General features: G+C 61.9%; 6 protein-coding genes. 3 read left to right on the forward strand and 3 right to left on the reverse strand.

The genetic code is table 11. The features are described from left to right. Positions 1 to 135: 135 nt before the first annotated feature. Both OHL18_RS10560 and OHL18_RS10565 read left to right on the forward strand, forming a co-directional pair. Positions 136 to 537 (forward strand): helix-turn-helix domain-containing protein, encoded by a 402-nt coding sequence (locus OHL18_RS10560; protein WP_263374819.1) that lies wholly within the window; start codon positions 136 to 138, stop codon positions 535 to 537. Positions 538 to 672: 135 nt separating this feature from the next. Further along, positions 673 to 2,733 carry a beta-galactosidase gene (locus tag OHL18_RS10565; protein ID WP_263374820.1) on the forward strand — a complete coding sequence of 687 codons (2,061 nt, stop codon included), beginning with the start codon at positions 673 to 675 and terminating at the stop codon, positions 2,731 to 2,733. A 167-nt stretch (positions 2,734 to 2,900) separates the two neighbouring features. Here OHL18_RS10565 and OHL18_RS10570 read toward each other — a convergent pair whose 3' ends face one another. Together OHL18_RS10570 and OHL18_RS10575 are read right to left on the reverse strand one after the other, a co-directional pair. Further along, positions 2,901 to 4,769, reverse strand: a complete 1,869-nt coding sequence (locus OHL18_RS10570) for a sigma-54-dependent transcriptional regulator (protein ID WP_263374821.1) — start codon at positions 4,767 to 4,769, stop codon at positions 2,901 to 2,903. Further along, positions 4,763 to 7,576 carry a sensor histidine kinase gene (locus tag OHL18_RS10575; RefSeq protein ID WP_263374822.1) on the reverse strand — a complete coding sequence of 938 codons (2,814 nt, stop codon included), beginning with the start codon at positions 7,574 to 7,576 and terminating at the stop codon, positions 4,763 to 4,765. The genes OHL18_RS10570 and OHL18_RS10575 overlap by 7 nt, the downstream gene beginning before the upstream one ends. A gap of 307 nt (positions 7,577 to 7,883) precedes the next feature. Here OHL18_RS10575 and rph point away from each other — a divergent pair, with 307 nt between their 5' ends. Beyond that, complete coding sequence (gene rph, locus OHL18_RS10580) at positions 7,884 to 8,660, forward strand: ribonuclease PH (RefSeq protein ID WP_263374823.1); 777 nt, start codon at positions 7,884 to 7,886, stop codon at positions 8,658 to 8,660. A gap of 69 nt (positions 8,661 to 8,729) precedes the next feature. Here the strand turns inward: rph and OHL18_RS10585 are convergent, their stop codons facing one another. Beyond that, positions 8,730 to 12,569, reverse strand: a complete 3,840-nt coding sequence (locus tag OHL18_RS10585) for an LVIVD repeat-containing protein (RefSeq protein ID WP_263374824.1) — start codon at positions 12,567 to 12,569, stop codon at positions 8,730 to 8,732. Positions 12,570 to 12,573: the final 4 nt, after the last annotated feature.

Raw genomic sequence — 12,573 nt, forward strand, 5'->3', positions numbered from 1 at the left:
GCGTTGCCAGCCCGACAACTGGCATCGCAGCGAGGAACAGCCGTTCGAAGCTCAATCACTCAACATGCGTCTCTTTGAAGCGAATCCGAAACAGGCAATGTACACGTAGCAAAGCGACGGAAGCAGAGACGCTAGGTGCAGCCCGATCGCGTCGGCGAGCCCTCCCGTTGCGAGCGGGATGATCGCTCCACCAACGATCGCCGCAATCATCAGGCTGGAGGCCGCGTACTTTCCTACCTCCATCAGCACTATCAGGATCAGAACGCCGTCGAGAGGCTAAGCCGCATCGACGCCCTGAGCCGCAGTTCGCTGCATCGACTCTTCAAGCTTCACACCGGCGCGACGATCACCGAGTATATTTCGCGACTGCGTATCGGCAACACGTGCGCCCTGCTCATCAACACCGAACGATCCATCTCCCTCATCGCCGACGATGTCGGCTATCGCAACCTAGCGAAGTTTAACCGCCAATTCAAAGCATTCAAGTCAACAACTCCCCGGCAGTTTCGTTCAGCGTTCAACGTTAAGCACGCATGAGATAAGGGATTGTTTCGAATTCTGGAGAATCGCCCATTCAATGCGTTTCTTTACAACCAGTCACCAGTGGTCCCACCAATCGGCTACAGTGTATGTAATCGTTTTCAGGCCACTCTGAAACAGGAGCCTCAACCCTTGAAGCCTTCGCACATCCTCACCCGCGCCTGCACACCTCTTCTCGCTCTTCTCCTTACGACCGCTGCGCTTCCCGCACAGAATGCCGCGCCCGCTCCGCCGCTCGTCCTCGGCACCGCCTGGTATCCCGAGCAGTGGCCCGAGTCCCGCTGGGACGCCGACCTCGACCTGATGCAGAAGGCCGGCATCCACATGGTCCGCGTCGGCGAGTTCGCCTGGAGCCGGATGGAACCCTCTGAAGGCGATTACGAGCTCGACTGGCTCGACCATGCCGTCGCGGCCGCCGCGCGCCACAACATCGTCACCGTCATCGGAACCCCCAGCGCAGCGCCGCCCGCATGGCTCACTCAGAAGTATCCCGAGACCTTGCGCACCAAGGAAGACGGCCGCAAGGACGAGCACGGTAACCGCACCCAGTTCAACTGGGCCGACCCCAAGTACCGCCAACTCGCCCGCGCCGTCGCCGAACAGCTCGCCAAGCGCTTCGGCCACAACCCCAACGTCGTCGGTTGGCAGATCGACAACGAGTATGGCGACAACTCCTACGACGCCGCCACTAAAGCCCAGTTCCAGGCATGGCTCAAGGCGCGCTACGGCACGCTCGACAACCTGAACACCCGCTGGACGACCTCCTACTGGAGCGAGACCTACCAGAACTGGGACCAGGTCCCCATCCAGACCGGCTACGGCAACCCCGGCCTGCTGCTGAGCTGGAAACGCTTCGTCTCCGACACCTGGCGCAGCTACCAGAAGAACCAGACCGAGGTCATCCGCGCCAACTCCGCCAACCAGTTCATCACGACCAACATGATGGGCCTCTTCGACGGCTACGACCACTACACGGTCGGCCAGGATTTGGACATCATTTCGTGGGACGACTACGTCGGTACCGGCCAGCTCGACCCCTACAAGAACGGCATCGCCCACGACTTAATGCGAGGAATTTTGCGCAAGAACTTCTGGGTCATGGAGACGCAGCCCGGCTCGGTCAACTGGTCGCCCAACAACAACACCCTCGACAAGGGTGAGGTCCGTGCGATGGCCTGGCACGACATTGGCCACGGTGCAGATGCCGTCAGCTACTGGCAGTGGCGCAGCGCCTTGAACGGCCAAGAGGAGTACCACGGAACCCTCGTTGGAGCTGATGGAACGCCAGTCCCGCTCTACACCGAGGTCGCCCAGCTAGGCCAGGAGTTCGTCAAAGCTGGCCCGGTGCTCGCCGGAACCTCCGTCCACTCCGACGTTGCCATCCTCCACTCCTACGACAGCCGCTGGGCCATCAATTGGCAGCGCCACAACAAGGCGTATGACCCGGTCGCGGAGATCTACAGCTACTACAAGCCGCTGCGCGATCTCGCGCAATCGATAGACATCGTAAACCCATCCGTCTCGCTCTCTCAGTACAAGCTAGTCGTCGCTCCGGGCCTCAACGTGCTGTCTGAGGAAGAGGGCAAGAACCTCATCGCCTACGTCGAACAGGGCGGCAACCTCGTCCTCGGGCAGCGCTCTGGGATGAAAGACGTGGACAACGGCCTCCAGACAAACCGCCAGCCCGGCCCGCTCGTTCCTTTGCTCGGCGGTCGCGTGGAGCAGTACTACTCCCTGATCGATCCAGTCCCGGTCTCCGGCGCATGGGGCAACAGCTCTAGCAAAGAGTGGGCCGAACAACTCAGCGCGTCCTCACCCGACACCAAAGTCCTGATGACCTACGGCAAGTCGAACGGCTGGCTCGATGGCCAGCCCGCAGCCATCACCCGCAAGGTCGGCAAGGGCAGCATCACCTACATCGGCGCCTGGCTCGACGAACCCGCCATGAAGAATGCCGCCAAGTGGATGGCCGACATGAGCGGCGTCGCCGCAAAGTTCGGCCCCGTGCCTGCGGGTGTCGATGTCTACCCGCGCGAGGGAGACCACGGCAAGGTCTTCATCCTGGTCAACTTCGCCAAATCACCACAGAAGGTCGCATTGCCAACGGCGATGACCGACGTACTGAAGGGCGGAGCCATCCACACGGTCGATCTGCCCGTCTATGGCGTAGCCGTGCTGTCGGAGGCAAAGTAAAACGTCCTGACGGACGGGCCCGCTACGCGCGGGGCGGGCGCTTACGTGCCTTTTTAACGTTTCGCGTGGCTCTCCCGTTGGTCGAGGTTGCGACCAACGGGAGCACCACGCGAAGCCCAATAAGCGTCACGAAGTGACCGCCGCCCGCGCAGGGCAGCCTTTCGTCTTTAGTGCATCCCCTCAGCCCCCTCGGCGATTCCGTACTCCTTCAGCTTCCGATAGAGCGTCGTCTTGCCAATCTGCAACAACTTCGCTGCCATCAGCTTGTCGCCATGCAGTTGCCGGATCGTATTCAAGATCGCCTGCTTCTCAAGCTCCGCGATCGAGACAATCCTCTCCCCATTCTCCATGCGGATCAGAGAGGTATCGTTTGCCGCCGGTCCCAGGTAACCGCCATGCGACTGCTCCAGCGTAGGCGCTGCAGCGGTCTGGGCTTGCGCCTGCCGCTCCCGCTGCTCGATGAGGCTCTGCCGTGCGTGCATCTGGAAGTCCTGCAACTGGGTCGGCAGGTCGCCGATATGCAGCACCGGCCCCGAGGAGAGCGCACAGGCACGCTCGATCGCATGTTCTAGTTCACGCACATTTCCTGGCCAGGGAAACTCAATCATCCAGCGCAGCGCTTCGTCCGAGAGAATCAGCGAGCGCCCCGTCTCTTTCCGCTTTCGCTCAAGAAAGTGCTCGGCCAGCACCGGGATGTCCTCCTTGCGCTGGCGCAGCGGAGGAATCTTTAAGTTCACCACGTTCAAACGGAAGTAGAGGTCCTTGCGGAACTGCCCCTGCTCGACCATCGCCAGAAGATCACGATTGGTCGCCGCCAACACCCGCGCCGATATTGGCACCGCATGGTTCGACCCCACCGGCCGCACCTCCTTCTCCTGCAGCGCCCGCAGCAGCTTCGCCTGAAGGTCAAGCGGAAGCTCGCCGATCTCGTCGAGGAATACCGTCCCGCCCTCGGCTGAGGCCAGCAGACCCTCTTTCGAACGGTTGGCGCCGGTGAACGCTCCTTTGACGTGGCCGAAGAGCTCGCTTTCGATCAGCGTCGGCACAAGCGATCCGCAGTCCACGGGAACAAACGGCTTGCGCGCGTTGGGTCCGTTGAAGTGGATCGTCCGCGCCACCATCTCCTTGCCCGTCCCGCTCTCGCCCAGGATCAGTACCGGGTGGTTCGAGAACGCGACCTTCGAAAGTATCCGATAGAGCTTCTCCATCTCCGGGCTGTTCCCGATGATGTGACCGTCGCCCTTCTGCGAGCGCAGTCTCTCCCGCAGCAGCCTGCTCTCGATGTCATACTGCCGCCGCTTCGCCGCGCGCAGTAGCGTGTTGCGCAGCTCGGTCAGAGCGAAGGGCTTGGTGAGGTAGTCCGCCGCCCCGATGCGCATCGCCTCGACCGCCGACGAGACCGTCGCGAAGGCCGTCATCACCACCACCACCGTCTCCGGATGGATCGCCCTGATCTCTTCCAGTAAGAGGAGACCTCCTCCCCCAGGCAGCTTGAGGTCGAGGAGCAACAGGTCGATAGGCTGAAACTTGAGCACCGCCCTTGCCGCAGGCACACTCTCTGCGCTGTGCACGGTGAATCCCATCTGGCGCGCGATCTCGCAGCAGGCGTTACGCACGGGGTCGTCGTCGTCGACAACGAGCAGATGGTGAATCCCAACCTCCGTACCGGGCACATGGTCAGAGCCGGCGAGAAAGGCTGATGCCTGTTCGTCCGTCAGGGCCTGACCGGCTTCACCGATCGCGTCCCCACTCAACCGGCTCCGATCCCGAGCGGCCCAGTCGGAGACGATCGCAGCTCCTGGCTCTCCGCGCTCTCCGCCCATGGCCAGCCCGGATCGATCGCCAAACTCTGCGCTCGACTGGAGCAGGGCCTCTCCGGACCGCGCTTCGCCGACCGGTAATCCTGCCGGCGAAGGTTCCGAATTCGGTAATCCGATCGTCTCCCCGTCCCTACGTGTCGCCTCCCTGAAGTGGGAGGTGTCCCTCTGTCCTGCAGCCGATTCATCCCGTTCGCCGAATCCCTTCGTCTTTAGCATGCGATCGCTCCTTCCAATCCCTGCTGGGGGCGACGCTGTCCAGCTACTCCGGGGCGAGGGATTGCGGCCGTCACGCCCGTTGACGCTGGAGGGATACGCCCGGAGTGGGTCTCCGGCTCCACGCTGGATTGCAGCGTGGGGCTGGGTTGCAGCGCGGGCCAGTGGATCTCGATTCGAGTCCCCACTCCAAGGCGGCTGTAGATGGCTAACTCCCCCCCGCTGGCTGAGACGAGCTCCCGAACAATCTGCAGCCCCATGCCATGCCGGCGATGGCTTCTGGAATGGCCCGTCAAAGGTGGGTGTCGGGCATTATCCTGACCAGGTTTGGGAACAGGATTGATGTCGGGGCTGACGTCGATCCCGCTCTGAAGACTATCCTGAAGTGATCCGTGTGTACCAGAGTGAGCGCCAATACCCTTTGCATCGACCATAGTTCGGCCCGTGCCCAGTACCTTCGCGATCTGCTCCTCGCTCATGCCGCACCCCGAGTCGTCCACCGTCAGCACCATCTTGCCAGCTGGCCGGACCCACCCCTCGGAAGACGGATGAGAGGGAGCCGGACGACGCGTCTCGGCGCGACCTACTCCAATCCGGATCGCGCCGCCGTTCCGTGTCGCCGTCATGGCATTATGAACCAGATTCACCAGAATACGTTCCATCGCCTCTTCGCCAACCTGGATCGGGAGCGCCGCCTGGGGTCCAAACTTCACCTCGACAGGCCCGCGAGCGATCATGGATAGCAAACTGCCCCAGCGAGTGAGCAGATCGACAAGATTGATCGGGTCACTCCCAGTGCCCGCCTTGTCTCCGATGTCCTTTGCTCCGATTTGCTTTATTCCTGCATGGGACAGCTCGGCCTCTCCCAACCTAGCTGTACTGTCCTTGCCCGGAGACTGCGCAGCCGCAGGGGCGAGCCTTCCGTCCTCAGGGTTGCCGACCCTGGGCACGCCGTCGGCTGCACCCTCCGGAAGCGCCTGAACTCGCTCCAGACAACGGTCTTTTCGTTCTTGCGATGGTTCTTGCAAAAGAGACGGCTCTAGGCGAGATGTTGCTACGAGACCAATGCCTCCGGTCACCGGATCTTCGTCCGAAGAGAATCGGTCGCGCTGATTCGAACCCGATTCGGTGGTTCGCGAGGGCATCGAGCTTCTTGGCGTAGCTCCCTCTGCTTGCTCCGCGAAACGTTCGCCGGATGGCGCATCTGCCGGGCCGAGAGACACGTCGTCCGCTCCACCGTTCGCTCCGTCGTCCGTTCCACCGAGGACATGGTTCTGCACAAGCTGGCGGGCATCGCTCTCGGCAAGGCTGCAGGAGGCGAGCAGACGGTCGATCAGCACCTCGCTCCGTGCCGCCAGCAGCTTCAGGTCCTGGGCGTAGTGGCTGTGCCGTGCATGGAGAACGCCCGATAGCGCCAGCAACTCGCTATACAGCTTCAGGGCGGAGAGCAGGTTACTCGCGTCATGCGCCAGCGCAGGGGCATCCGATGCCGTGCCGTTCGCTCCACGCAGGCTCGGCGTCGAAGCGGCCGGTAAGCCTTCAGGCAGAGATGTGATTCGTACATCGCCACCCTCTGCGGCTTCGAATCGTGTCTCATTCCGCATCTCGTCCCGGATCTCGCTTCGTATCTCACCCAATGTCCGGTTTAGCGTCCACTCCTGGTCCAAGTTGCCCTGGTTCAACTTGCTCTCGGCAGCCTCTGTCCGCGGAGAGAGGCTCAGCCCCGCAGACGAGAGGGGGAGACCGCCGTTACCAGGCCGTTCTGCTCTGGCGTACTCGCTGGGACAGGTCTCCCGTGCTGCCGCCACCGAAGTCTCTCTCGCGACCTCCTGCGCGGCAGACGCATCTTCTCCCGCCTTGCTCCCGCTGGCTGGGCCTGTCAAGTCAACCTCCAAGATTGGATTTTTCTTTGCGCTGAGTCTCTGGGAGCTGAGTCTCTGGGAGCTGAGTGGCTGGTCCGTGGAATCGATCGCCTCAGGCATGGACCAGAGCTGACGTGCAACCTCGGCAAAGCCGGTACCGGGGTTGCTGATCGCAGTCTCTGCTGTGGCGACAAGCTGCGTAAGGGCGCGGGTCGGCAATCCGTTCCGTGCTCCACCACTCCCGGGAAGTTCGGGGAGCTCTTGAGGCGGTGCCCAGCGGCTGGACGACTCATGCGCCAGACGAAAGATTGCGGCGCGAACGGCCTGAGGATCGAGGAGCGGTCCCCCCGCGACCGATGCTTCCGTGGAGCTGTTTGCCTCCTCGCGATGAGCGGTCTCGAATTGAGTCTCCCGCTTGTCTAGCTCTAAGTCCGGCGCTGGATCGGGGAAGTCCTGCGCTGTCCCAAAGGCTTCCGGCTGGCCGCCCTCCCCGGACAGATCTAGCCAGTCGTCGGTCCCATCCGCCTCAAGCTCGGTCTCAAAGTGGAAGACCGTCTCGAAGGCAAAGGCCGCTTCGATGGACTGACCGCTATAGCCGTTCGCCGCCCGCGCTTGATCGCCATGACGGATATCATCAGCCGGACTCCTAACAGCTTTCTCGATGCTGCCGGAGGCCGTGCTCATCGCGGGAGCTGTCCCCGGATTAGTTCCAGAATTCGTTTCAGGAGTCTGATGAGGTGACTCAGCCCGCCAGCACCGCAACCACGCCGGGCGGCCATCGTCGAGAGATGCATCGGCCTCCTCGGTGTCCATCGCTGCTAACGCTGCCTCGCTCTCTCTCTGACGATCAAGGTACCTCTTCGCCGCTTCGAGCGGGCCGGTGGTAGCGGACATCAGCCCGCGCTTCTCCGTCTTATCCGGGATCATGCTGCTCTGGATTCCCTGCATGGTGCTCTCCAAGGCGGTTCAGGATTCCCCTTTCGGGGGATGGTGTGCGACTCCTGTATTCACGTCGCATGCCAAACTGGAACGCACGGAACAAGTGCCTGATAAGAAGGCCCTAATCTGGAATTCCACAGCTCTTCGGCCATAGGGGTTCATTCCCGAATCGGTACCGCGGTCCATCCGTTCTCGGTGAGCCGTCCTGAAACGGGAGATATTCCCGCAATGGGAATATCTCCTCCAACGTTGCGCCCCATCCCTCAAGAGCTCCCCTCACGATGACACCCCAGGCCACGCCACTATAATCGCGGTAATGACACTTGCAATCCCCACCCAACCCGAGAGCGCCGTACCCGAGACCCTCGTGTATCGCCCCGGCAACCGCTCCGCCTCTGAACTGCGCCCCACTGTTCTCACCCCGGGGTTCAGCGCCATGCCCGAAGGCTCCGTTCTCATCGAATGCGGCAACACCCGGGTCCTCTGCAATGCCACCATCGAGCAGGGCGTCCCCGGCTGGCTGCGCAACTCTGGCCGCGGCTGGGTCACCGCCGAGTACGGTATGCTTCCCCGCGCCACCCTCACCCGCACCCCGCGCGAGAGCGAACGCGGCAAAGTGACCGGTCGCACTCACGAGATCCAGCGCCTCATCGGCCGGTCCCTGCGTTCTGTGGTCGACATGAAGGCCCTCGGCGAGCGCACCATCATCCTCGACTGCGACGTCCTGCAGGCCGACGGAGGCACCCGCACCGCCGCCATCACCGGAGCCTCGCTTGCCTTGGCGATCGCGCTCCAGAAGCTGGTCGCCGCCGGTACCTTGAAGACATCGCCCCTGACCCAGATGGTCGCGGCAACTTCCGTCGGCATCGTCGACGGCAACGTCCTGCTCGACCTCTGCTACGAAGAAGACTCCCGCGCCGACGTCGACATGAACGTGGTGATGCTTGCGTCCGGAGGTCTCGTAGAGACCCAGGCCACCGCCGAGAAGGATCCCTACTCCCGGGCCCAGCTCACCCAGATGCTGGACGTAGCCGAGTCCGGAATCCGCTCCCTATTGGAGCTTCAGCAGGCCGCACTGGCAAAGGCCGTTTAGCTAGGAAGACGTTGTACGTTGTGAGTTCTACGTTGTACGTAAAACTCACAACGTAGAACTTACAACCTGCTACCGCTTCGTCATCATTGTCGCACCGACAGCCGGCCCCGGCGGCTCGTCCGTCACCGTATACAGCTCGCCAGCCCGCAGATACATCCGCCGCATCTCTTCGCCATTGAACGGTCTCGCCCCACGCCGCCCGAAGACTGCGAGCTGATTCCCTTCCTCATCCACCGCACGATCGCGGTCAATGCCCTTCGAGATGGCCAGCGCTCGCCCGCGCATCGGCTGCGTCGCGATCAACTCCGGCACAGGCATCGGGCTGAAGCCGTAGAAGTTCCGTTGCGTCCCCGGTGAGAAAAGCTGCACAATCCGCATCCCGTTCTTGCCATCGGCCACGAACGCGAACTGGCTCGAGCTGACCATGCCGATCTTCAGGTCGTTGACATCGTTCAGCTGACCATCAGCGTTGAAGTTCCGCACGAAGGTAGCGTGCTCCGGCTTCTCCACATCGACGATGCCGATGCCATCTTTGCCTGCGGACACGTAAGCGTAGGTCCGCGCCACGTAGACATTACGCGCGTCTGTAAACGGTACTGTCTCACCCACCCGTTTGATCTTCTCCGGCACGGTCACGTCGAAGACCTTCAGCCCTTCGGCATCGACCACAAACGCATAGCGGAACTGGATCGCCACGCCGCGCCCATCATGCACCTCCGGCACCTCGGCGATCACCTTTGGATGGAGCGGATCAGCCAACTCCACAACAATCAAGCCCTTGTTCGCAAGAATGTAAGCCTTCGTTCCGCCAATCGTGATTCGCCGTGCTCCATCCAACACGCCGTTCGGGTTGAACGTGATCTCCCGGTGTAACACGTTGTTCCGCGCGTTCCCATCGAGCAGCGTCCCGACACCCTTCGCTCCGTTCCCCACCACGATCAGACCTTCATACTTGTCCGCGACATAGAGGAACGCATAAAGCGGTGCGATCCCCTGCTCTTCGTTCTCCGCGACCTGCGTCCGCAGTGGGTCGAGCGCCAGCGTCGACGGCGACGCAATCGACGTAGCGAACTTCGTCTTCACATAGAACCGCTGGCTCAGTGGCGAGACAGGCGCAGTCTGCAGATGCTCCGAATCATCTTTCACATCGACGTTCGCCACATCGAAGACCCGGAAGCCACCCTTACCCATCGCCGCGTAGAGATACTCACCACGCAGCTGCACCTCGAGCACCTCGTCGCCCTCATGGCTCGATCCGCCCTTGATGATCCGTCCGCCATCGACAAACTTCTTATAGTCCGACGGATACGCCAGCTTCTGGAAGTCGCTACCCGCGATCACCGGAGGCTCCGTGCTGGCCGCGACTGGCACCGCCGAAAAGCCATGGTCGCCACGCGCTACATAAACGTACTTACCCATGAAGTTCAGGAAGTTCGTTCCCTGCACCAGCAGTTGCGACATCCACGCGTTGTTATCGCCCTTGGCCGAGACATGGCAGTCCGTGCAGCCCTTGGTCTCCTTGCCACGCACCGTATGCGGCACATAGGTGCTGAAAGCCTCTCCGCTGAACCCCGGAGCGGAGACCGTCTGCTGCGTCTGATAGATCCAGTTGCGGTTCGCGTTCTGAGAACTCACCACCACAGCGCAGGCCGATCTCACCGGCGACACCTTATTCCCTGTCACCGTCCCATCGATGCCGAGCATGTACACATCGTCACGCAGCACCTGGAAGTTATAAGCAGTCCAGTTACGCGTCGTCTCGCCCTCATTGTGCAGCATCGGCATCTTCTGGTTGGCGGACATCGAAAGATGGCACCCGAAACAACTCGTCGTCCACGACGAGTGACAGCTCTGGCACGTCATCCGCTTGTCGCTGTGGGCCATCTCGGCGATGGGATCGGCCGCACCCCAGGTGACGCCGTCCTTCTGCATCGTCTTCGCCAGCCGCGACTTCTCGCTGTAATGCACGTTGCCCGGAGTGATGGTGTCGACCGTCTGCACGACCTCCCACTCTACCTTTGCATCCAGATTCGACCGCTGCCACAGCTTACCGTCACGCCAGTAGAACCGAGCCTGCTTGAACGGCGTACGCATCCGCAGAAGGTTCGATGAAGCATCGTTCGCCGATGCCGGCCCACTGGTCGTCAGTAGCGCCTTCTTGTAGATCGTGCCATGGCAGTCCTGGCAGCCGATCTCGACCGCATTGCGCGTCTCGCCGTAGAGCTTGCCGTTGCCGTGCACGTCCTGCGTAAAGTGGCAGTCGATGCAGTGCATCCCCTTCTCAAGATGGATGTCCGCAAGATGAACTGCCTTGCCCAGCGCCTCGGGATCCTCTGACGGAACGATGTTGTCATCCTTATCGAGGAGATTACCCTTGCGGTCGCGCTTGTACACCTTGCGGAAGATCCAGCCATGCGAGTGGAAGTCCGCGAACTGTGTGTCCTTCAGATTCTTGTTGAACTCCGGAGTGCCCACTGTCTTCAGGAACTCAGGATCGGCCCAGAGCCCGCGCGCCGCGCTGCCTTCAGGGTTCCGCACCTTCACATCGTGCAGCTCCTGCTCGCTCGGATTCTGCTGCTTGTCCGGATACATCGTCTTGCCATCTGCCTCGTTGTCCCACCACGTCATGCCGTAGTACGAGACCACCATGTTCGTTCCCGGATGCACATGGCAGACCATACAGCTCGACGACGGTATGTCTTTCTGGAAGGTGTGCTGCAGAGGATGTCCGCTCTCTTCCTTGTTCACCGTCTTGTCGTTGCTGATGCTCAACCCAGCGTTGCCATACTGCGCAATCGCGGCCGAGTGCTGCGGATCGCGGTCGTTGGCATACAACACGTGGCAACCCGAGCAGCCTGCGCCGCGATAGTCTCCCGGCTGCTCATTCGTGCCCGGCATCGAGAGCAGAGGATCGAGCAGCCTCGTCTTCTGCAGCCCCAGAAACACGGGATCAGTCCGCAGCTCCGTACCCAACCCGCGGTCACTCAGCTTCGTGTCCGGCTTGCCTGGAAGATCTTCACGGTCAGGATTGCCAATCTCCGATCTTGGGCCGCCGCCGCGCTCAAACGCGCGCAGCATGTTTCCCGGCTGCGAGTACTCCCACCGCTGCAGCGGATCGAGATACGGCAGCACGCCCTTCAGCTTCGTCTCCTCCGGCGTCGGCGGAGGAAAGCTTCTCAGCCGCTCCGGCTTGCCGTTCACGTCGTAGGCCTCGCCGAAGTGTGGATTCTTCAACGGATACGCTCCGTTGTTATAGAGCGCCGCACCCCACAGCATCGCGCCGTGCGTCATCATGCTGTTCTTCACGTTGCGCGTCTCGGCCGCGTGACACCCACCGCAGGTCTCGGGCGCGACGCGAAGGTCGCCAGGGTCGGAGAACTTCACGAACTCGTAGCTCTCTTTCAACCACCGTACATACGGCCGCACCGGATGACCACCCTGCGCGAGATCCTCCGGGAAGCGGGGCTGCACATGAGCCTTCTGCTCTTCCTCCGCATACTCGTCCGTGTCCGGCCGATGCGTCGATGTCACTTCTGCGTTTCCTCCGTGGCAGTCCGTGCACCCCAGCACGACCGTGTCCTCGGCGTGCATGTTCGGGTGCTCGATGCCCGTGTGGCAGCTCACGCAGCCGACGCTCGCGAGCTTCGCCTGCTCCGCCGTCTCCGTCTGAATCGTAGGACGCAGCTTGATCCGCAAGGGCTCAGGCGGCAGCGGCCCTGGACTAGGCACCGGTGCAGGTACCGTCTTCACCGCCGGCTGTTGCATCGCGGGTTCAGCTTGCTGCGCAAGCACCCACCGTACCGGGCTCTTCGACACTGCCCCCGCAACAAGACACACGGCCGCGATCACCAGCAGCGTCCTGCGCAACGCCTGCTTCGACTCTCGCGACCATGATCTAAACACCAGCATTCAC

The sequence above is a fragment of the Granulicella aggregans genome (assembly GCF_025685565.1).
Taxonomy (GTDB): Bacteria; Acidobacteriota; Terriglobia; order Terriglobales; family Acidobacteriaceae; genus Edaphobacter; species Edaphobacter aggregans_B.